Origin of the sequence: Sphingobium aquiterrae (genome assembly GCF_037154135.1) — a bacterium.
Classification (GTDB): Bacteria; Pseudomonadota; Alphaproteobacteria; order Sphingomonadales; family Sphingomonadaceae; genus Sphingobium; species Sphingobium aquiterrae.
Window position 1 is genome coordinate 26329 of record NZ_JBANFL010000021.1, and the last position, 20366, is coordinate 46694.

Below are 20366 nucleotides of genomic sequence, written 5' to 3' on the forward strand. Positions count from 1 at the left end.
TGTCGTTCGTCTCCTGCCGGATCCGCGCTACACAGAATGGCGATCAATACCGTATGCGTCGCGTTCCTCACAGACCACCCAGTGTGGTGAGTGCCGGACACTGTAGATCGTCCGGGCCTCCTCGGCACTAGGAGAATCCCTAACATGATCCGCACCATGTCGGACGTGTCGCCGATGGGCGGCGACTGGTTGCGAGGAAGGCATCAATCGGCTGGGAGCAGGACCGCTGGTCAGATACGGCCTTGAGCCATTTCCCCTTCGCGCATTTCGGGTAACGGCCCGGCTTCGGCAGCGGAACAACCAAGCAAGACTGGTTGATCTCCGGCGGGGCTGCCGCTCGCTTCAATATCCCGACCAAGCACATACTGCAGCAGGATCCGCGTCGAGCGAAGCGCGATCCGGAGCAGCTTCGTCAGGCTTGGTTGCGAGACATGCGGGCAAGGGGGTGGGGTAGCAGTCTCGAGCAGACCAAGAAGCGCTTGCTCGTCGCCGGTGAGCGCCGCAGCATTTTCGTGCGCAGCCCGAAAACGGCGTCCCGACCATGCTTCGAGAATCGACAGGAGCGCTGCAATAGCGGGAGCCAGAAAGCCGGCGTCGCGCACTTCGAGTCTTGCAAAGAGCGTGGGCAGGATCGGGCGATGCCGGTCTACTGCTTCTCGCCAACAGCGCGCGGCATCAACAACGATGGATTCCGGGGAAACAGGGTCAGGGAAGGCGGCCGTAACTCGGGACAAGGTGGTTTCCTTTTATACAACCCCCTGTTTCTGGTTGACCGTCAGACATTTAGGGGAGCGATGTTGCACGGACAAGACGGTTGGGGATTCTCAGGATCTACATGCGGGACGGGGGGACCCGAGACATGGTGCTGATTGTATGAAGGGGTCGCTTGACCTGAAGGACGTCGATCCGTGCTGAAACAAGAGCAAAACCAACTCTCAATCGTCGGATATCCGTCTCAGCAATCGGCATCTCCTGAAAGGTGGAGTCAAAAATGCTTTCAGCTGGAATTGTTCACCGTGCGGGGTGAGTTGGCGATTTTGACTTTCGGCCAATCCTCTCCAAGCGTTACGAACTCGATCGGCCGGCCTCTACGCAACTCCTCCACCGGGAAGACGAGCGTTTCCTGATCGGCCGCGCCAACGATGATCGCGGACAGCGCGCCGGATTCGGAAATGACTGGCGCGCCCAGCGCCTGAGGTTCTGCGAGCGGGCGATTGCGGCCGCGGGTGACGAGGCCGCAGTAGGAATAGTAGAGCGTCGTGCCGAGATCGGGGATGCGAACCTCGTCCAGGTCACCGGCGACCCGCCCCTTACGATTGATTACCGGCCTCGACAGTTGGCGGTTCGTTCGACTTGAGCCTCCGCCGACGTCATCCCTGAAATCGGGATCCGTCCAGGTGGGATCGTTCAATCGTCGAACATGAAACAGGCCATCGCTCCAGATCCCCTCACGGAAGTTGCGGACTGTCGCGAGGGGTTTGGCGGTCTCTCTGGGTTTCTCGAATAGCGGGGTCGCATCGAGGCGAAGGACGTGGAAGCCGAGCTTGGAACTCTCTGGACCCAGGACTCTATCAGGTGGGACCATCGCACCCAGCGCGAGCCGCTGTTTCCCAGGGCCCCGGATCAATGTGCACGAGACTTCCTCGGCGCTCGGCAGCAGATGCGAGTGTGCCGTCAGAAGAAGATAGAGACTATCATCCTCACAGTCTTCGCGTGTGAAAATGGCGGAAATCATCATGCGAGCATCGCCGTCTCCGACGATGCCGATCTTGATGATGGTGCCGAGCCGGAGGGCGTTGTTGGCGACCCGGCTAGGTTCTGAAAGACCGCTACGCTTCGTCATTGGGAGGCCTGTTGCGATGGATGTTGACGGGAGCGACCTGGACAGACGCCGGGCCTACACGGAGCGGGAACAGGCGCAACTGTTCAGCTTTGCGTCTATCCTCGGCATCAAGGACAACCTTGATCGGACGGCCGTTGGTAAAGCAGTCGTCCACAATGATAGTGGTCTGGAAATCCAGCCCATAAGCCCGGCCGATATGGAGTAACGTCTTTCGTACCATTCGCGGCAGAGTTTCGAGAGAAACGCCCGACTTTCCCATGCCGTCGTTCGTCCAGCGAAACACGTCCCTGTCGTAGTCGCTCACATCGGCTGCGGCGGAATGCTCGATCGCCTTATCCCGAAGCCCGGCGAGCTCCGTGGCGGTCAACAGGTCGGCCGCCGCCGGCTCTGCGCCATGGCGAACGATGACGCGATCGAATTCAGATGGAGGATCAACGGGCGCACAGATGTCGTTGTCGGGTATCATCTTGCATTGATCCTCCTCGACTTCGAGCTCCCCTTTGACGGCTGTCACATATCGCCTTGTTCCGTTGCTGAAGTAGGCGAGCAGCAGCTTGTTTATAGGGGCAGCGGTGAATGAATAGGGGCTGGTCGACCGGTACAGGAGCGTGATCTTACGATTGGAGGGACGGTCTTGCGCTCCGGCAAACGATGACAACTTCCCCTGTGTCTCGTGGCTGAAAACCACCTTGCGATAGAACTCGCATGGGTCAGTGCTGTCGCCCGTTCCCGCGATCCGATGCAGCGCGCGCTCGGCCTCGACTTCCAGGATATCGTGTCTGACTTCACTATCCGTCAATGCGACAGCCAGCATATGGGCGGCGCGCGTGACCTTGGTGCCCAATATGGGGGAGAGCACGTCGATGAGACCACCATCACCTGTGCCGCTGACAAGAACGGCCTGCCCATCATCGGCAATGGCGTTGGGCGACCAGTAGCTCGGCGATTTCAGCGGGCCCAAACTGCGCTCTGTCTTGAAGCCCGTGGCGAGGACGGCGATATCCGCCTCGACATTTGCACCACTCTGCAGTTCGAGCAAAACGCCACTGGCAGTTTGATGCAGCCGGATGACTTTGTCGTGGACCAGATCGACCTTTGGGCCAAAGCCGCGTTGCCATTCATCGAGGATGTCCTCGACTACCATATCAGCCTGAGACTGCGCCCAGTTCAGAAAGGGCAGGGCGGTCGCCGGCGTTGGTTGCTGCTTCGGCCAGAATATGATGTTCGGATGAAGCTCCCGATGGGTAGCGTCCCGATATTGCTCGAACGGCGTCGTTCGGGCTTCAATCAGCCTGACGCTTGCCCCGACACTCGTAAAGCCGGCTGCGAGCGTTCTGCCTGCAACACCGGCGCCCACGATGCAAACATTTCGCCGGCCGGGCAGAAGTCGCTTTCCGGCGATAACGGACACGAGCGCAAGGGCGCGTAGCTGCTGGGAGTAGAAATTTTGCTGTGTGAGGAAGGGATTCATCGCGTAGAGCGTGTCGGAAATCCGGCAAGCGCAATAAACCGCCCACGCCCGCTTATCGTGCTCGTTGTCCCCCATGAATGTCCTTGCATTTGAAGAGCGTGGTGCCCGAAACGTCAGGCTTTCGGCAAAGAGCTTTCAGGCCTCATTAAGTGGGACACGCGCCGGAGCATTCTTGGCAAAAAATTATCATCCAGATGGCTTGCGGACGGCTAAAAGATTCTGAAACTGAGCCTGAAAGCGCGGGGGGAAGGAGGCAAGGGGACGCGGAGAGCGAGATTGTGTCGGATGGTGGCGGCAATGCGCTCAGCTCTTCAGGCTTAGTGTCTTGCCGCATTCCCGTATAGGTCCTTCAAGTCGGGTGCAGTATGACAGCCCGTCCAGAAAATCAGCGTTGCTTCAGACCATGTTGGCCTGGCAGGCGCTCGGTAGCGGCGCAATCTTACATCTGCGCCATGCATCGGGCCATATAGGCGACGACTTGTCCGCGTTCGGATAGCGTGAAAGGCGCGAAATCACTGCCGTCGAGGCGGATCAGAAAGCTTTGCGACTTAGCCACATCCTGAAGATATTCAGTGTCGAGATGGACGATGAGGCGGAAGGTGTCGTCCAGCAGCGAATTGCGGCTCGGCACGCGCACGAATTGAATGTCCAATATGGGTGCCCGCCTCCCGGCGAACACGACTTCGCCGGTTTTCGGCGGGGAGTCGGAGGACATATTGCCGCTCATCATGATCTGGAAACGATCGCGCCGTTCGGCAAAGATACCCAATCCAGCGGTCGGAATCCGCTGCATATCCATCGTCGTCTGCACCCCGCAGGTGCCTTGGGTGCTGGTGATCCGCCACGATTGAAGCTGTTGTGCCGCCGCGGGCGTGGCGATCAGGGCGCCGAGAAGCAGGCCAAGCACGCCCCGTGCGACATTCGATTTCATGCTCAATATTCCAGTCCGTGCATCACTGCGCCCATGGACGGATCGGCCATGTCGCCGCCGTTGTTCATCAGCCGATTGTTCATGCGCATCATCATGAGAAGCCTGTCGGCATCGCCCTGCGGATAAGTGCCGGGCGCCTGCGCGCTTTGCCGGGGTGCAGAGCGCGGCTCTCCACGCGCGGCGTGATCGCCGGCAGCAGCAGCGGCGGCAAGGGCCTCATCTGTCGAACTGCGTGGCGCTGACGGCGGGCGCGAGGGACGGGCTGCTGCGCTTCCTCCTTTGGAGAGTGCGGCAAGGCAGGTGCGCAGTGCCGCGACGGCCTGAGCCCGCCCCGGTGGCGCAACATCGGTCAGGCGACGACCATCGAGGCGCACATGGATCGACTGTGAGCGCGCGAGGACGTCGAGATGCTCGGCACGCAGCATCATTGCCACCATCACCGTTTCATTGTCGGGGCGCTGCACAATCGCAATGGACTTCGCTTCGCCTTCATCGAAGCGCATCAGCCCCTGATAATTGTCGCCCGGGCCGAGTTGCGGCATCGCTTTGGAGGCAAAGGTCACCATCACCATGGGGCCGCCATTGCTCGTGAGGCCGACCATGGTGGGCATGGTCTCGGTAGGCAGAGCGACCTGCGTGCAGGCGCCATCGCCATTCACGGCCTGCCATCCGCTCTGAGCGAAAGCCACGACCGGGAGCGCTGAGAGGAAGATTGCGGCGCATGAAGGCAGATGTCGTAAGCTCATACCGGTTTTCTATGGCGCTTGATTGACAATATGGTGACGCTGAGTCCGTAACCGCCTGGGCCGTGGTTCGTCACACCGCCGTGCTTAGCCGTTAAGAGTATTCTGCTGTATGAGAAAGGGTTGCATCGCATAGAACGTGTCGGAAATTCGGCAAGCGCAATAAACCGCCCACGCGTGCTTATCGTGCTCGTTGTCCCCATGAATGTCCTTGCATTTGAAGAGCGTGGTGCCCGCAGACGTCAGGCCTTCAGCAAAGAACTTTCAGGCCTCATTAAGTGGGACACGCGCCGGAGCAATCTTGGCAAAGAATTATCATCCAGATTGCTCGCGGACGGACAAAAGATTCTGAGACTGCAAAGCTTGCAGTCAAATTCGGCCCATTTGGAGGGCGATCCAGACGGTGAAACCGCCAACGGCCAGGCAGATGCCAAATGGTAACCTTCGGCTTGAAAGCGGCTCCTCTCCATCTCTGAAGATGGCCACGGCAGCAATCAGGCCGATCAGGCTGGCTCCTAGCAATATGTGAGGCAGTGTCTGCCAACCCAGCCAACAGCCGATCCCGCCGAATAGCTTGGGGTCGCCGCCGCCCAGTCCATCTCGGCCACGCAGCCGCCGATAGCCATGTTTTACCAGCCAGAGGGATAGGAAACCGACAAGGCCACCGACAAGGCTCTCGTTCGTGCCAACCCCGGCACCGACGAGGCTCGCTGCAAGACCGGTGATGGCAAGGCCCGCCGTCAGGAGATTGGGCAGGATGAAGTGGCGTAGATCGATCGAACCGAGCGCAAGGAGTTGCCATCCGAATATGGCGCCTGCGACTGCGGGCGTACCTGAGGCGACCATTCCTGCGAGAATACCGACAAGACATGCGGCCGTCTCTATCTGCCAATGCAACGCGTCGATTGGCGCGTTGCATGTACGGCATCGAAACCGAGAGATAATCGCGCTGAGCAGCGGAATGAGTTCGGCGGGGGACAGGACGCGGGCGCAATGATCGCAACGCGAGCGGTCCACAACGATGGGTTGTCCGGTGCCCCAGCGTATTACCGCCGCGGCGATGAAACTTCCAACGAGAGCTCCGACAAGGCCAAGCGCGGCGATCAGTCGGAGATCTGGTGCAAGGTCGATCATCAGGTAGGGCAGCTTCGTTTCTCTGATCACTCGTATGGTTGATTCTATATTACATGCGCGTGACAGAAATGCTTGCGGCGTGGGACTCTCTGTTGATTTTCTTCAGAAGTATTTGACTTCCGTCAATGCATCGGCTGCTCTTATGGTGAGGGTGGAATCGCTCAACTGGGAATGGTGTGTGCGTATGTGCATAAGCGAAACAGGCCTCCTCGTTGTGTCGGCCCCACGCATGGCAGCGCCGCTGGACGCTGGCCGAGATACGATGTTGACCATCCACTTATCGGCGGTGGAGGGCGGCGTTTTGCCCTTGGACATCGCGCCAGCTTGTAGTTGTCCGGATGCCCGGATTTTTCCGGCGCACGATTCGCTGAACGAGCAGATTTTCGTTTCGGGGAGTTTCGTCGTACCGGAGATAGCACCGGCTTGCGGCCTTGGATCCGTCCCAGTGGATGGAAATTTGTCTGTCCATACCCTGGACATGCCCGCCGAGAAATCCGACCTGACGCGCTCAGATTCTGAAGTCGAAGCGGGCATTGTGAGCGAAATTCAGTTCATATTGCGTATGCGACGGGCGCGAACCGAGTTTTTCGAAGACAATCTGTTCGCAGAACCCGCCTGGGATATGATGCTTGATCTGATGGAAGCACGCCTGCGCGGGACCGAGATTCTAACTTCCAGCCTCTGCATGGCCGCGTCTGTTCCAGCTACAACTGCGCTGCGCTGGATCAAGAACCTGACGGAGAAGGGGATACTTGTCCGTAGAGCTGACGAGAACGACAAGCGTCGCGTATATGTCGCATTATCTGACGAAGCGGCCGCCGCGATGAAGGACTGGTTTGAACTATTCAATCGGCAGAAACCCACTGCGGGTTTGTGAAAAGCCGGCTCGCGCCGATCTTCCGGGATTCTCGGGAAGCGCTACCCAAATAATCCATAACTGACTGTGGATTCTCCTAGTTTGATGGTCTCGCTGATCGATTAGCGTGCCTCATGGCTATGATGCTTGTGTGGTGCTGGCCGAGGAAAAGGAACGTGCGATCATGTCCGTGACCCGTGCGATAGAGGATGATTCCGCCTCGGTCATGGCAGTGGGCCGTCAGTCGCGCCCCCTTGTATCCGGCGCTCTGGCGCGCGATGCCTTTGGTGCTATGTCGCAGTCCCGGATCACCTTGTTGCTTGTGCTGGCGGACTTGATCGGCGGGCAAGTGGTCGGGCTTGTTCACATTCACGATGTCTTGCGTCAAGGGGTTGCCTGAATGTTGCGCGTAGTCGGGGGCAAGGAATTCACGTGTGAGGATCGCGGTGTGGCGATCATCATACCTGCACGTTTCGGGTCGACACGATTTCCTGGGAAATCCCTTGCAGAACTGCGAGGTGTGTCGGGCGCGCCGAAGAGCTTGCTGCTGCGAAGCTGGGAGGCCGCGAACCGCGTAAACGGCGTCGACGAGATTTGGATCGCCACCGATGATATTCGCATTCGGGATGCCGCGGAGCAGTTCGGTGCGCGGGTGGTAATGACCTCCTCTGATTGTCGCAACGGAACCGAGCGGTGTACAGAGGCGGTGTTGGCTGCCGACATCAAATCCGATCTCATTGTGAACTTCCAGGGCGACGCACCACTCACTCCGCCATTGGCGGTTGAGGCATTGATTCAAACCATGCATGACGCGCCTTGCGTAGAGGTGGCGACCACAATGGTTCGCTGCTCTCCGGTGGCAGCGGATTGTCTTCGTGTTGATGAGACGGCGGGACGCTCCCGTGCGACCACAGTCGTCTTCGACAGAAATTTCGACGCGCTCTACTTTTCCCGGAGCATCATTCCGTTCGTACCTGAGCGCATGGCCCGCCCACCCGTCTATCTCCATGTTGGTGTTTTCGGATATCGCCGTGATGCTCTCATGCACTATCCGGGCCTCGAGCCGTCCGTCTTCGAGGAAACCGAAGGCCTGGAGCAACTACGCTTCCTGGACGCAGGAATACCGATCCGTATGATCGAAGTCGGTACACCGCCCGGCGGGGTATGGGAGGTCGACTGCCCATCCGATCTCGTGTCTGTCGAAGCTGCCTTAGTGGAGCGCCACCTGCACTGAAGTATCCTGATTTGTTCTCAGGTCGCTTTCCGTTGTCACCGCTTCACACTGTCGCAAGTCCGTGCGCGAAAGCCAGGACAACAGCCCGCAGCTTGGATTGCGCTCCCAGCTTGTCCGACGCATTCCGAAGATGGTAATCGATCGCCTTCTCGGATAGGCCGAGCGCTTCTCCGCTTTGTGCGTAGGTGTATCCCATCGAAGCCAGACGCAGCACCTGGTGCTCTCGGGCAGAGAGGCGAGGGACCCAATCTGCGAGGGGCACAAACTGCTTTGCCTTCGCGTGGAAATGCGCCGCGGCGAATGCCAGGTCCGGCCCGCAACGTTCGGCCATGTCGCGCGAACCCGCCTCGTCGTTCCCGAACAGGCTGATGTAGGCAGGTCCCTGGATACTGTCCTGAACGGGAATGATAATGCCGGCAGACACGCCGCGGGCTCGCTCATTTTCCAGCCAGATCCGTTGGATGGGATCAAGACCAGCCTTAGTTCGTGTCGTGTAGGCAAAGGGCGCGAAGGCTGCGCGCACCTGCGCAGCGCATGGATCACGGACAAGCCAATCGTCCGCGTCATCCGCATCCCGAGCCGAGGTTGTCAGAAAGCGTAGCGGATGATGCGGGCTGGAATCGGGCTCGTTGGTCCAGAAATTTCCAACATGGATGTAGCGCGCGCCGTAAAAACCAAGCAGACGTGCATAATCCAGCAGCCAGTCTCGCAAACGCGAAAGGGATCGGCTGGCTTTCAAAGTTGCAAGGATATCCGGGTGGTTGGCGTTCCCCGGGCGCAGGAACAGCGTACTCGCTTCCACCACGGTCTTTGCATCGTGGCCGCAATTGCTGGCCAGCTTGTTGGTGAACATCAAAGACCCCCGGGGAGCTGCTCCTACTTAAAGGACACGCCGGGAGAGAAATCTGGCAAGAAAAATATGCTACATTTCAATGACTCATCGTCATGAAACAGTAATAATGACCTTACTTCAACTCAAAACGACCACGTCCCCCGGTAGGCGCGTCACCTTGGCGCCTACGACCAGTTCCGCCTGGTCGAAGAACTCATCCAGTCGATCGATATTGTAGGTCCCATTGAGCCGGCGTCCACCCAAGGCGCCGCTTGCCAGAATCACCCGACCCTTGCGGTAACGGTTTATCTCCTGGATCACCTCCCGCATTGGCATCTCCTGGAATATCAGCGTGCCGTTTCGCCAGGCGGTGAGAACCGTCGTATTGGCCTGTGCGGTTACGGCGCCGATGCCACGGTCATCGTACCGAACCTCCTGAGAGGCAGCTAATCGGCGGAGCTCACCGTTCCATGCCACCTCAACCTCGCCAGACAAACAGGTGATGCAAATCTCATTGTCGGTGCGCCGAGCGCTGAACTGCCCATTCTTGCCGATGCTTGTGCCTCTGCCGGCAACCAACGCGGCGGTCCCCGATCGACCACTCGTGACAACCGCCTCGCCGCTGATGAGTTCAACAGCGGGCATTACAAGATCGCTGCGGAGATTAATGCTGGTGCGGGTATTGAGTTCGACCGTAGCGCCATCGTCGAGGCGCACCACAAGGCGCTCGCCGGTGCCAGTTCGGTATTTGGCGTTCAGTTCGGCGAACGATGGCATCATGTCGAACGAGCGTCCGACGAGCAACAGCCCGCCTGCAACGGACGCGGCCATGGCGCCACCGAGAAAGGCGCGCCTTGAATGCTTCTTTTTTTCTCTTTGAGCGTCGAGGCTTGCGACATTGCTGACAATTCCGATGGTTTCGGGGGCCTCAACACCTTCGGCAACGCGCACGACCCGGCGCAACCTGACGGCCGATCGAAAAGCCAGTTCGTGCGCCGGACTTTGGCCACGCCACGCAATCAGGTCAGCCGCGTCCGCCTCGGTGGCATTGCCGGAGAGCAGATGATTGAGATGCTCGAGCCCCTCCAGGCGGAGGAGCGCCAGCTCTTCATCGGTCCATGTCGTCCTTCCGCTCATCCTGAACAGCCAACCAGTTGCGAGATCATGAGCGCTTTGCATCGAGACATGCTTGCGCTCCCTTATCTAGAGGACACTCTGGCTAGCTGTTCTTGCAAAGCCGCCACCGAAAAATCTTCTGTCACCTGGTGAAGGTGCCTGCTCGCCAGCAGCAGTTCGTTCCGAATTGAGCGTTCTGACAAGCTGTATTCCAAAGCCAGTTCCTTGTAAGTTGCCGATTCCACCCAGAATCGCCTGAAAATGGCCTGGCGACGGGGCGGTAGTTCCTGCAATGCCCGCTCGACGGCCGCAAGCTCCGACCGGCCTTGAGCCGTACGGTCCTGGTCGGGGTTTTCGTCCGGTATATCTATCAGGCGATCGATATCTGCGGTGGAGAGGTGTTTCATCTCGGCTCGCTGGCTATTCCTCGCGGTGTTCAGCGCGATGGTCAGCAGATACGAAATCGGATTTCGTACTTCATCCGAGATCTCTGCTCGATGTAGCCGCAAATAGGTATCGTGTAGCGCTTCCTGCGCTTTCTCCGTCGAGCCAAGCCGACCGGTCAGTCGGCGCTTCAATTCCGGATATGCCGTCACGAACAGCGACAAGAGAGCCTCGCGCGGGGACGAGGTCACGGAATAGATCCTCGATACAATTTCTTAGGCTGAAATATAATAACCGCCCCCCTTCAATTCGCCGTCCGGAAAGCGACCTGCTGTAAAGAAGAATCGATCTCGATTACGAAATCCATGCGGGCAGGTAGCGAGGCAGGGATGGGGGGGAGGGGCCTTGATCGCTCAAGGGCGGTCAGCGCCGCGTTATCGAGCATTGCGGATCCTGAACTCCGATGCACCCAGCTTTCCAGGACGTTGCCGTTTCTGTCGAGCCGAAATGCCAGAGCGGTGATTCCGGCTAGACGAAGCTGTTTTGCCTCTCCGGGATAGCGACTGTGGCGAGCAACGATCTCGTAGAGCAAGCGCTGGTATTCATTGAGTTCTGCGGTGTTGATGGTGGACTCAATGCCGCCGCCATCCGCGGGCCTCGATGCGGCTCGATCGCTATTGGAGGGCGCCGATCTGGCGATGGTTCCCGAGGCAGATTCCTTGGGCGTGGCAGCCGCGATAGGCGTTCGGGCATCACGGCCGGTAGACAATTCTGACGGGGTTGAGGTCGGTCGGTTCGCCGAGCGATCCGATTCGCCATTTCCGCTCAGTTCAATGAAATCGACCATCATGGCCGTTTCACGTTGCGGACTTGGTTTGGAGGGCTTAGGCGAGTTTGAGTTGGCCGCGATAAGGCCGCCCAGCACGGCCGCATGTCCCAGGCACGAAACCAGGATACCCAGGACATCGATTCGGGCGGGGCTGGACATGGCGGACTCGCATAAATTGAAAGGCGGGTTGGCGGCTTCATAGACGTCTTTTTCCGTCTGCAATATGACATGCCTCATGAGTGTCGGAATCCCGCTAGGGATTCCCCTAGCAAATGTGTCGAGTGGTTGGGGTAAAGGGCTGCCTATAGTCATCGGGGCAAAGGCGGCTCATCTATGCTAACGGCAGAAATCAGTCGATTTGGGAAAGGTTTTGGCAAGAATCCGGCTAACAATCTTGTCGGAATTGGCGAATATACTTTCAGTCATAAAAGAGAAATTCTGACCGACCTCCGATCGGCGGTTGCTTTTTCAGGAAGCAATTGTGAGCTAGCTCAGCGAATCAAGTGTGGCGATTCACGCCTTGGCGTAAGCTGAGCGAGCATCGTCATGGCGGATATTCTCCCCTTCGAGCGCCCTGATAGCCCCATCAAGACGAAGCCCGGCGTTGAGGCCAAGAAGGCTGGCATCGGAGCGTCGCTCCTGAATCTGGCGGATACTTATGGGCTGTATAGCGGCCTGTATCTGCATTTTGGCCATTCTCGGGGCAGCGCTGTTCGCGCCATTGCATCGAGCGCCAACGCAGAGCGTCAGTATGTGAATCTCATTGCGGACAGCAGTCTGGTTATCAAGGCATTAGCAGCACGCCGTCCCTTCACCTGGTCCAGCAGTGAGATCAGGTTTGCCCACAAGCTAGACACGCCACATGTCGGCATTGCAGTTCCGGTTCAGGATCATCCCAATGGTCCAGGCCTTGTTGCGCTCATCGGGGTTGGGCTCGATGCGGTGCGTAAAACGGTGAAAGACCATGGTCCCGCCCTGTCATGGGCGGCAACAGACATTCACGCGGCGGCGCTTACAGTATTGCGTGTTGCGCACATTGAAGCGCCGACGCGTCGGGAAATGGAATGTCTGAGGCTGGCGGCGCTGGGAATGACTGTGCCGAAGATCGGCAAAACGCTTCATATGTCGACCCGGACGGCTGAAGTTTACTTGCACCGGGTCGTGAAGAAACTGGGCGGGGCCAACAAGGTCAATGCGGTTGCAATTGCCGTAAGCCGAGGTCTCCTGCAGTGCGACCCATCTGGCCTTGAGCACTCTGAGCCGGCGAGCTGAGGAGGAAGACGGGAACGTTACAGAGGGGGGATGCGGAAACGCCCGGATCATGCCGGGCGTATTCGGATCTTATGTCAATCCGCCATCGCGGCCCAACTTCTGATCCTGACCGGCAAGGCGCGGTTTCCAGCTATGAATAAAGACGAACTGATCGAGCGTGTTGCCGCAAGAAGCTATCTTACTCGCGCTGAGGCGTTTCGTGCGGTCGCGGCCGTCTTCGCTACGATCGGAGACGCTGCTGTCCGCGGCGAGGCCGTCTCGATCAACCGCTTCGGCATTTTCTCGGTGAAATCGTGCAGCGCCAGGGAAGGACGCAACCCGCGTACTGGCGAGAGGATATTGATTCGCCCAACGCGGAAGCTGATGTTCCGTGCCAGCAGGGCACTGAAGGATTTGCTGCTCGGTGAGGAGAGAAGCGATCCTGTTGAGCTCGACCCCAGGTGACACGTTTGTGCCGTGCCTCGTTCGACACGTTCGACAGGGGGTTCAGCCGCCCCTTTGCGTTAGCACAGGCGGCCCGGATGAGTTGGGAGACCTGGATCGCCGTAGAATTTCACCGATAAATGCTATCAAGGTCGCCGCTGGCCATTTCTCATTCCGCGTAGCGCCACTGCAAGGGGTTGCTGAAGGCCGTCGGGCGGGGGAGACACCGCAGCTCGCAGGAGCGCTTCTATCACCAGAAGGTCGGTTTTGGTGCTGCCGCTACTGCGGTGAACCACGACATCACTCAACGTGCCATCCGCATCAATCCTGAGATGGACAATAAGGCTGAAATTAAGTCGTTCCGTGCCTGCACTTGCATGGAGGTAGGCATACAGCTCTTCCTCCAGCAGGCCATAATAAGCGAGCCGTTCAGCCGACAGCAGTCGCACGGGCGCGACCTGTTCCCTGACCACGATACGTCCGAGCGGGACCAGGGACGATTGGTTGTTGCCGCTCGGTGTCGTGATGATAGCGGCGTCCGTCCCGCTGTAGCGAACGACGAGTCCCGAGCCGGTCAAGAGACGCCGAAGCGCTTCGCGAGGCGTGAACCTGCCTTTCACACGGGTCGATCGAAGCCCCGAGGCCAAGGTGCTGTCATATAGCAGTTGAACGCCAGTGATGCTGAAATATTGCGCCAAAGCGGCGTGAAGGGGCTGTTCGGGAATGTCGAATGATATAGCTGTTTCGGAAGCCTCTTGCTGAGCATGAGCACTCGTTCCGAACGAGTACAGGAGGATGGCAAGGCAAATTGAGAGCGCCGCCGCCAGGCTACGAAGAACATGAGGTAGCGACATCAGGGCGATGAATAGGACATGCTGGGCCTGTTGGGGAGCCGATTGTCCGGAGAAATTGTATTGAGCGGCGCCGCCTGATCGCATCCAACCTTCCTTCACACCGCTCCGATTTTGGCATGACCTTGAAGGTCAGAACCTAGAAATAAATTTAATTTCCGTTCTCCTGCGGGAGATTCGTATGACGGCGTTCGTTCGGCGGCATCTATGTGAACAAGATCATGTCATCGACACGACTTTCACAAATTTAATTTTCACTAGCGATTATCGTCAAGATTTTACGGAACAGTGAATCACTTGGCTGAGATACATGATTCACTGTCGAGTAAGTGCTCTATTGTTTCAATTTTATGACGAAACGGCGTGTAGGCGAAGAAAAAAACTTTGCCGAATTTCTTGCCAGATTCACGTGCTCACCGTGTCCATTTTTCAGGAGCTCTATGGGGGTCGTTGAAATGTTAGCGGGTGGTGCGCTTCAGCGCCAGTTTGATCATGCGTGCGTTGCCCTCGATGTCTCGTGGGTACGGCACTTCGTTATGGAGGGCGGTTCGGTCATGGCAATTGGCCCGATCGAGGATTGCGCCTCTTCGGTGGACCTCGAGAACTGGTTAGAACAGTTCGCATCGGAGATGGGGTTCGACGGCGCTCGCTACCATCATATCGGGCATCGTCCGCAAGGTGGAAGGACCGCTAAACGCCCGCCGCACCGCTTCCTCTCAACATTGGAGAAAGGGCAGGAGCCGTGGCGTGCCGGAGATCCCGCTCTCTCGCAAATTGTCCAGTCTTTCCTCCCCTTTGTCTGGTCGACTAAAGACGATCTGTCTCTCCCCGATCTCCAACGTGCATGGTTGAGCATCGAACGCTTGCGCGGTGTAGAAGCAGGGGTCGTCATACCCGTTCAGGATTATCTGTCGGGACCAGCCTATATCAGCCTCTTCAGCGAGAAGCTCTCACAGGCGATCTCGGCGGTTGAGCAGCGGCGGCACGAGATGGCTACGCTCGCTATCGAATTCCACCTTCGAGCAAAGCAGTTGATCACCATTCGGACGCGGTCATCAGTCCTGCTTTCAGATCGGGAGTTTAGTTGTCTGCGAAATGCAGCTGCGGGAGTGGCGCTTGCCGAAAGCGCCGGCAGTCTTGGAATATCGGTGCGAACAGTTGAAACCCATCTGGCCAAGGCGACGCTCAAACTTGGCGGGACCAACAGGATCAACGCGGTCGCGATCGCAATTGGGTCTGGCATGATCCATGTTTGAGAAGCGCATGTCATTCTCTTCCCAATTGCACGGTGGCCTGCGTGCTAATCTCACGTCGCGCTTAGCGTTCGTTGCCGCCCTGGCGGCAGTGGTGCAGCCGTCCTTTGCCTATGCGCAAAGTGATCAGGATGCCGAACAGTCCTCTGCTGCAGACGCAGAGCCGGTGAGGGCTTCGGGAAGCTTCTTAATCGCCGCGATCGACGTCGTGGGGGCCACCAAACTCTCAAACGCCGAGATCGAGAGGATCATCTACCCGTTTCTTGGACCTGATAAAAACGAAGCCGATGTGACTGCTGCGCAAAAGGCCCTTCAGGCGGCGTATGCCGCGAAAGGCTATGAGGCGGTCGAGGTCGAGATTCCGATCCAGCCCAGCGAACGTTTCGCGCAGGGGATCGTCCAGCTGGCTATCCATGAAGTGCCGCTCGGCGAGGTTCGTATCGTCGATGCAAAACATCATTCGGACAAGAGCGTCCGCGGCGACGTCCCGTCACTTGTTCCCGGTCAACCAATCGATATCGCAGCGCTTCAGCGTGATGTCGCTGAAGCCAACCGCTTCCCCGACCGTACCATCACCCCGCGCTTTCGCTCCGGTGGGCAGCCGGGGACCGTCGATGTCGAGTTGAAGGTCGACGACAAGTCTCCTTTCCACGGGTCGGTCGAATTGAACAACGACAACAGCCCCAATACCAGATCCCTGCGCGCAAGTGCCACTGCACGCTATTCCAATCTCTGGGGCCAGGGCCATACGCTGTCGGTCACAGGTTCGATCGCGCCGCAGGATACCGACCAGAGTGCGGTCATCTCGGCTTCCTACAATGCGCCGCTCATTGGCACGCCCTGGGGTTTCCTGCTCTACGGCTACAGGTCGAACAGCAATGTCGCGGCGCTTGGCGGCACCAACGTGCTGGGTAACGGGTATCAGATCGGCCTTCGCGCGACCTATCGCCTGCCGAGCACGAGCAGCTTCCAGCAGATCAGCTTCGGACCGGACTTCAAATCGTTCAAGGAACGGCTGAGCCTCGAAGGGACCGATCTTCAACCGACCCAAATCCGCTATGTGCCTCTTGTTGCGGAATATACGCTGAGTGGCGGCAGCGAGCAGGAAACGTACGGGCTCACCCTGGGGGTGACTGGCGGCCTAAGGGTGATCAAGCGTCGGGACTGCTTCGAATATCCTGCTGCAATCATTCCCGACGGCCTCGTGACCTGCCCATTGAGCAATGGCGATATCGGCGTCATCACCGATCAGTTCATCGGTCGGACGACGGATGCGAGCGAGAATTTCGTCCATCTCAATCTCGATCTTAACTATACGCGGTTTCTCCCCAAGGACTGGCAGGCGGCGTTCCGCTTCGCAGGCCAGCTTGCCGATTCCAGCCTCGTGACCAACGAGCAATTCTCGCTTGGCGGTATGTCGAACGTCCGGGGCTACTATGTTTCAGAGGCCATCGGCGACGATGGCTTCGTCTCCTCGGTCGAACTGCGCTCACCCAATCTCGGCCCGCGCCTTTCCTCTTATATCGACGAGTTGCGCCTCTTCGCCTTCAGCGACGCCGGCTATGCGCGGGTGCGCGAGACAAGTGCCGGGCAGACCGGTGAGTTCCGTCTCGTCAGTGTCGGTGGTGGTGTGCGTTTCGACCTATTCAACCTGGTGACGGGCGAAGCACTGATTGGCGTTCCGCTCCGCAATGGGCCGACCAGCGACAAGGGTGATCCACGCTACAGCTTCACTATCAGGGGCGAGTTCTGATGCCGGCGCTCCATCATCGGGCGTCGCCGTCTTTCACGTTTACGGTGTTGAGCATTGGTCGGAGCCCGTCTGACCGGGTCATCTTCCGGCGATCGTCCTTCTCCGACCAGTCGGGGCGGTCGTGGCCATCGATCGGGCCAGGAATTCCCTCAGGGCAGCTTGGCGGCTCCCCCAAACGCCCAGCGCCAGGGATCCCCGGAAGACCGGGCGGGAGAATTGCCCCCGCAGAAACAGAATTTGGGTGGGATGACCTCCCAGCGATCACCAGCAGCAACAGGCGCCGCGAGTGCGCGAGGATCAACCGCCCAATGCGGGCAGCAAGCGATATGGAAATAGGGGCGGCAACATGGGTCGAATGAAACTTAAATGGCTTTTTCCGCTGGTTGCGATGACAGCCTTCACGACACCAGCGATGGCTTGGTGGGAAGCGGACTATAGCTATCGCACGAAGATCAACCTCAACACCCAGGCAGCCGGGGTCACCGGCGAAGTCGCGCGCGCGCCGGTGTTGATCCGCCTGCACTCGGGCAACTTCAGTTTCAAGGATGTGAAGGCCGATGGCTCCGACCTGCGCTTTGTCGCGGGGGATGACCGCACACCTTTGAAGTTCCACATTGAAAAATGGTCACCGGCCGACGAACAGGCTCTGGTGTGGGTTGATGTTCAGGGTTTGCAGCCCGGCGCGGCCTCGGCCATTTACGCTTATTACGGGAATGAGAAGGCTGCCGCGGCGCAGGATGTTGCGGGAACCTACGGGCCGGATTACCGTCTGGTCTATCATTTCAATGATGAGGGTGCGGCCAAGGACGCGACCTCGAATGCAAACAATTCCACCGGCACTGCGGGGCGCAACGCGGCAGGTCTGATCGGTTCGAGCCTTGTCCTCGATGGCGCGACCCCGGTCGCACTGCCGGCAGGGGCTTTCGCAGCCGGTCCGCTATCGATCAGCTTTTGGGTGAAGCCCGGTGGTAACGGCACGATCTTCGTGTTGCCGGGTGCCGTGAGCCTGGTAGCCGAGGGCGGCCAACTCTTCATCGATCAGGGCGGCAATCGCTCGGCAGGCGGCGCGCTGGCTGCGGACGCCTGGGCCAATGTCGCGCTGGTCAACGACGGCGCCAAGACCGTGCTGTTTATCAACGGCCAGCCTGCCGGTGAAGTGACCGGCGCGCTCGCCGCGGCGACCGGCGCCCCGGTTCTGGGGCAGGGTTTCAAGGGCGAGATCGACGAGTTCCGCGTGGCCGGTGCCGCGCTGCCGCAGGCCGCGTTTCAGCTTGCTGCTGCATCGGAAGGTCAGACCGCGAAACTCGTCACCACGGATACTGCGCAGCAGGTCGAGTCCGGCGGCGGGCATGGCCACTTCGGGATCCTGTTCGGTGCGCTGACCTTCGACGCCTGGGTCGTGATCCTGATCTGTGCATTCATGCTGCTGGTCGCGATCGCGATCATGATCAGCAAGGGTTTGCTGATCAGCAAGGTGCGCCGGGCCAACGAGGCGTTCCTCGAGGCCTATCACCGCTACGTGAGTGAGACTGGACGCGGACCGCGCAACGTCCATGACGGCCTGCCCCCGTTCGATCCGGGCGCTGACGCCGCGGATTCGACGCTGGGCCGGCTCTATAATATCGGCCGGCGCGAGCTGACCGAGCGTTTGAAGGAAGGCAAGGCGACCGGCAGCCGCTTCGCGATCCGCGCCCAGTCAATCGCCGCGATCCGCTCGGCACTCGATGCAGGACGCGTGCGCGAGGGGCAGAAGCTCAATGCGCGGCTGGTGCTGCTGACGATCGCCATCTCGGGCGGCCCGTTCATCGGCCTGCTCGGCACGGTGCTCGGCGTCATGATCACCTTCGCCTCGGTCGCGGCCGCTGGTGAAGTGAACATCAACGCAATCGCTCCGGGTATCGCCGCGGCTCTCCTTGCCACTGTCGCGGGCCTTGCGGTCGCGATCCCGGCGTTGTTCGGCTACAACTATCTGCTCAGCCGCATCGAGGAGATCACCGCCGACCACGACATCTTCGTGGACGAGCTGGAGAAGCGCATCGCCGAGACCTGGCAGGATGTCCCCACAGCGGCCCAAGCGGCCTGAGCCCCTCAGAGGATAAGGAGTTCGGGTCATGGGTATGCAAGTCGGCGGGCCGAAGAAGCCTTATAACGAAATCAATATCACACCGTTTGTCGATGTCGTGCTGGTGCTGCTCATCATCTTTATCTTGATGACGACGGCGGCAGTGCAGGGGATCAAGGTGGACCTGCCGTCCGCTTCGTCGGCAAAGACGCTGGAGGCGCAGAAAAGCCGGGTCATTGCCGTTTCCAACGACGGCACGGTGTCGATCGACGCGATTCCGGTGTCGATGTCGGAACTGGAAACGCAGCTTCGTTCCAGCATCGCGACGACGCCGGACCTCGCCGTGATCCTGCGCGGTGACCGAGCTGTCCAGTACGACAAGGTCATGCAGGTTCTGGATTTATGCTCGAAGGTTGGTGTGCCTAGCCTCGGCATGGCGTCCACGCGTCCGCCCGGCGGCGGGGCCTGAGGGGAGGGCCGATGCTTTATATCGATCCTTCAATCGCCGTGAGCGCAACGGATCAAGTCGGGCTTCTGACCCGATTTATCGTTGGTCGGTCTGGGGCTCCTAACCAGGAGAAGCTTCCCGGGACGGCTATACATGCGTGCGCGTCATTGCGAGGGGGCCGGTGATGGCTGCCGCGTCATTGATGCTGCCGGACGGCTCCGATCGTCCGCGCCGGAAAAAGTCTCCGATCACTTTCGGTCGGATTCTGGCGGTAGTCGCCATAGGGCTGGTGATCGCGATCGGCTATAATTTCCTGGGTACGCAAACGGTCAGCGACCGGCCCAACGAAATGAAGACCACGCAGGTCATTCTCCCTCCGCCGCCACCGCCACCGCCTCCACCGCCAGAGACGAAGCCGATCGAACAGCCGCCTGAGCCGACGATCGCGCCGCCGATCGAGCAACCGGTTGATACGCCGCCACCGCCGCAAGCCAACAATGATCCTTCGCCGGGCGATAATGCGCTGACCGCGAGGGAGGGGGCGGGGCCTGTTTATGGTGGTCTTGCGGTGGGTGATGGCAGCGGCGTCCGCATCGGTGGGAAACCGGGCGGCGGTGGTTCCGGCGGCGGCATGTCGGTCGGCATGTACACCAGCTACCTCAAGTCATCACTGCAGGAGCGCGTTCAGGACGACCCACGGCTCAGCCGCCTCGTTTTCTCCGCAGACTACTCGCTCACCGTTACACGCGATGGTCGCATCACCGGCGTAACGTTTCGCAATGCCAGGGGCGGAAGCGACGCAGACATGCAGAAGCTCACGGCTTTGCTGCAGGAGGTCCGCGGGCTCGATCCACCGCCGCAGGCCATGGTGTTTCCACAACTTGTCACGGTTCGGGGGCGCAAGAGCTCCCTCTGATTATCAGCCCGCGCG

At 59.2% G+C, this 20366-nt stretch carries 21 protein-coding genes; 10 read left to right on the top strand and 11 right to left on the bottom strand.

Translation table 11 applies throughout. The features are described from left to right. Positions 1-230: 230 nt before the first annotated feature. From WFP78_RS19355 to WFP78_RS19380, 6 genes are all read right to left on the bottom strand, one after another. Positions 231-734: a hypothetical protein gene (locus WFP78_RS19355; protein ID WP_336965932.1), complete on the bottom strand. Its 504-nt coding sequence runs from the start codon at positions 732-734 to the stop codon at positions 231-233. 263 nt (positions 735-997) lie between these two features. Further along, on the bottom strand, positions 998-1843 hold the full coding sequence (locus WFP78_RS19360; RefSeq protein WP_336965933.1) for a hypothetical protein: 846 nt from the start codon (positions 1841-1843) through the stop codon (positions 998-1000). Next, positions 1830-3389: an FAD/NAD(P)-binding protein gene (locus WFP78_RS19365; protein ID WP_275489323.1), complete on the bottom strand. Its 1560-nt coding sequence runs from the start codon at positions 3387-3389 to the stop codon at positions 1830-1832. The genes WFP78_RS19360 and WFP78_RS19365 overlap by 14 nt, the downstream gene beginning before the upstream one ends. 364 nt (positions 3390-3753) lie before the next feature. Beyond that, positions 3754-4221: a hypothetical protein gene (locus WFP78_RS19370; protein WP_336965937.1), complete on the bottom strand. Its 468-nt coding sequence runs from the start codon at positions 4219-4221 to the stop codon at positions 3754-3756. A 26-nt stretch (positions 4222-4247) separates the two neighbouring features. Continuing rightward, positions 4248-4934, bottom strand: coding sequence for a hypothetical protein (locus WFP78_RS19375; RefSeq protein WP_275489321.1), 687 nt, complete (start codon positions 4932-4934; stop codon positions 4248-4250). A gap of 423 nt (positions 4935-5357) precedes the next feature. Next, entirely contained in the window at positions 5358-6152 is a 795-nt protein-coding gene (locus tag WFP78_RS19380; RefSeq protein WP_336965940.1) for a prepilin peptidase, read from the bottom strand. Between the two features lie 49 nt (positions 6153-6201). On the opposite strand from WFP78_RS19380, the gene WFP78_RS19385 reads away from it, so the two are divergent. From WFP78_RS19385 to WFP78_RS19395, 3 genes are all read left to right on the top strand, one after another. After that, positions 6202-6999: a MarR family transcriptional regulator gene (locus tag WFP78_RS19385; RefSeq protein ID WP_336965942.1), complete on the top strand. Its 798-nt coding sequence runs from the start codon at positions 6202-6204 to the stop codon at positions 6997-6999. A 130-nt stretch (positions 7000-7129) separates the two neighbouring features. Beyond that, positions 7130-7378 (top strand): CBS domain-containing protein, encoded by a 249-nt coding sequence (locus tag WFP78_RS19390; RefSeq protein ID WP_336965944.1) that lies wholly within the window; start codon positions 7130-7132, stop codon positions 7376-7378. Then, positions 7379-8212, top strand: coding sequence for a 3-deoxy-manno-octulosonate cytidylyltransferase (locus tag WFP78_RS19395; protein WP_275489317.1), 834 nt, complete (start codon positions 7379-7381; stop codon positions 8210-8212). Positions 8213-8255: 43 nt separating this feature from the next. Here WFP78_RS19395 and WFP78_RS19400 read toward each other — a convergent pair whose 3' ends face one another. The 4 genes from WFP78_RS19400 to WFP78_RS19415 all read right to left on the bottom strand — a co-directional run bounded on the left by WFP78_RS19400 (position 8256) and on the right by WFP78_RS19415 (position 11595). Further along, the gene (locus WFP78_RS19400) at positions 8256-9065 is read right to left on the bottom strand and encodes a helix-turn-helix transcriptional regulator (RefSeq protein WP_275489316.1); all 810 of its coding nucleotides are present in this window, start codon (positions 9063-9065) and stop codon (positions 8256-8258) included. Positions 9066-9182: 117 nt separating this feature from the next. Continuing rightward, complete coding sequence (locus WFP78_RS19405; RefSeq protein ID WP_336965947.1) at positions 9183-10223, bottom strand: FecR family protein; 1041 nt, start codon at positions 10221-10223, stop codon at positions 9183-9185. Between the two features lie 20 nt (positions 10224-10243). Further along, a complete protein-coding gene (locus WFP78_RS19410) occupies positions 10244-10795 on the bottom strand; it encodes an RNA polymerase sigma factor (protein WP_004211563.1) in 552 nt (183 codons plus the stop codon). Positions 10796-10848: 53 nt separating this feature from the next. Next, the gene (locus tag WFP78_RS19415) at positions 10849-11595 is read right to left on the bottom strand and encodes a cell envelope integrity TolA family protein (protein WP_336965950.1); all 747 of its coding nucleotides are present in this window, start codon (positions 11593-11595) and stop codon (positions 10849-10851) included. Positions 11596-11919: 324 nt separating this feature from the next. On the opposite strand from WFP78_RS19415, the gene WFP78_RS19420 reads away from it, so the two are divergent. Both WFP78_RS19420 and WFP78_RS19425 read left to right on the top strand, forming a co-directional pair. Further along, a complete protein-coding gene (locus WFP78_RS19420; protein ID WP_275489313.1) occupies positions 11920-12645 on the top strand; it encodes a helix-turn-helix transcriptional regulator in 726 nt (241 codons plus the stop codon). A gap of 30 nt (positions 12646-12675) precedes the next feature. Further along, complete coding sequence (locus tag WFP78_RS19425) at positions 12676-13089, top strand: HU family DNA-binding protein (protein ID WP_275489312.1); 414 nt, start codon at positions 12676-12678, stop codon at positions 13087-13089. A gap of 125 nt (positions 13090-13214) precedes the next feature. Here the strand turns inward: WFP78_RS19425 and WFP78_RS19430 are convergent, their stop codons facing one another. After that, complete coding sequence (locus tag WFP78_RS19430) at positions 13215-14006, bottom strand: secretin and TonB N-terminal domain-containing protein (protein ID WP_275489311.1); 792 nt, start codon at positions 14004-14006, stop codon at positions 13215-13217. Between the two features lie 353 nt (positions 14007-14359). Between WFP78_RS19430 and WFP78_RS19435 the strand changes: the two genes are divergently transcribed. The 5 genes from WFP78_RS19435 to WFP78_RS19455 all read left to right on the top strand — a co-directional run bounded on the left by WFP78_RS19435 (position 14360) and on the right by WFP78_RS19455 (position 20351). Beyond that, positions 14360-15175, top strand: a complete 816-nt coding sequence (locus WFP78_RS19435) for a helix-turn-helix transcriptional regulator (RefSeq protein ID WP_275489310.1) — start codon at positions 14360-14362, stop codon at positions 15173-15175. Continuing rightward, on the top strand, positions 15168-16925 hold the full coding sequence (locus tag WFP78_RS19440; protein WP_336965954.1) for a ShlB/FhaC/HecB family hemolysin secretion/activation protein: 1758 nt from the start codon (positions 15168-15170) through the stop codon (positions 16923-16925). Before WFP78_RS19435 ends, WFP78_RS19440 begins: the two co-directional genes overlap by 8 nt. Positions 16926-17280: 355 nt before the next feature. After that, entirely contained in the window at positions 17281-19008 is a 1728-nt protein-coding gene (locus WFP78_RS19445; RefSeq protein WP_275489308.1) for a DUF2341 domain-containing protein, read from the top strand. A gap of 28 nt (positions 19009-19036) precedes the next feature. Next, positions 19037-19456, top strand: coding sequence for an ExbD/TolR family protein (locus WFP78_RS19450; RefSeq protein WP_004211573.1), 420 nt, complete (start codon positions 19037-19039; stop codon positions 19454-19456). Between the two features lie 163 nt (positions 19457-19619). Next, positions 19620-20351 carry a TonB-dependent receptor gene (locus WFP78_RS19455; RefSeq protein ID WP_275489350.1) on the top strand — a complete coding sequence of 244 codons (732 nt, stop codon included), beginning with the start codon at positions 19620-19622 and terminating at the stop codon, positions 20349-20351. The last annotated feature ends 15 nt before the right edge of the window (positions 20352-20366 follow it).

Bases quoted from the DNA above. Each gene is read 5' to 3' on its own strand.
- WFP78_RS19455 (WP_275489350.1), top strand. From the start codon at position 19,620: ATGGCTGCCGCGTCATTGATGCTGCCGGACGGCTCCGATCGTCCGCGC.
- WFP78_RS19365 (WP_275489323.1), bottom strand. From the start codon at position 3,389: ATGGGGGACAACGAGCACGATAAGCGGGCGTGGGCGGTTTATTGCGCT.
- WFP78_RS19425 (WP_275489312.1), top strand. From the start codon at position 12,676: ATGCGGAAACGCCCGGATCATGCCGGGCGTATTCGGATCTTATGTCAA.
- WFP78_RS19435 (WP_275489310.1), top strand. From the start codon at position 14,360: ATGGGGGTCGTTGAAATGTTAGCGGGTGGTGCGCTTCAGCGCCAGTTT.
- WFP78_RS19395 (WP_275489317.1), top strand. From the start codon at position 7,379: ATGTTGCGCGTAGTCGGGGGCAAGGAATTCACGTGTGAGGATCGCGGT.
- WFP78_RS19400 (WP_275489316.1), bottom strand. From the start codon at position 9,065: ATGTTCACCAACAAGCTGGCCAGCAATTGCGGCCACGATGCAAAGACC.
- WFP78_RS19445 (WP_275489308.1), top strand. From the start codon at position 17,281: ATGAAACTTAAATGGCTTTTTCCGCTGGTTGCGATGACAGCCTTCACG.
- WFP78_RS19430 (WP_275489311.1), bottom strand. From the start codon at position 14,006: ATGCGATCAGGCGGCGCCGCTCAATACAATTTCTCCGGACAATCGGCT.
- WFP78_RS19405 (WP_336965947.1), bottom strand. From the start codon at position 10,223: ATGCAAAGCGCTCATGATCTCGCAACTGGTTGGCTGTTCAGGATGAGC.
- WFP78_RS19440 (WP_336965954.1), top strand. From the start codon at position 15,168: ATGTTTGAGAAGCGCATGTCATTCTCTTCCCAATTGCACGGTGGCCTG.
- WFP78_RS19360 (WP_336965933.1), bottom strand. From the start codon at position 1,843: ATGACGAAGCGTAGCGGTCTTTCAGAACCTAGCCGGGTCGCCAACAAC.
- WFP78_RS19450 (WP_004211573.1), top strand. From the start codon at position 19,037: ATGGGTATGCAAGTCGGCGGGCCGAAGAAGCCTTATAACGAAATCAAT.
- WFP78_RS19420 (WP_275489313.1), top strand. From the start codon at position 11,920: ATGGCGGATATTCTCCCCTTCGAGCGCCCTGATAGCCCCATCAAGACG.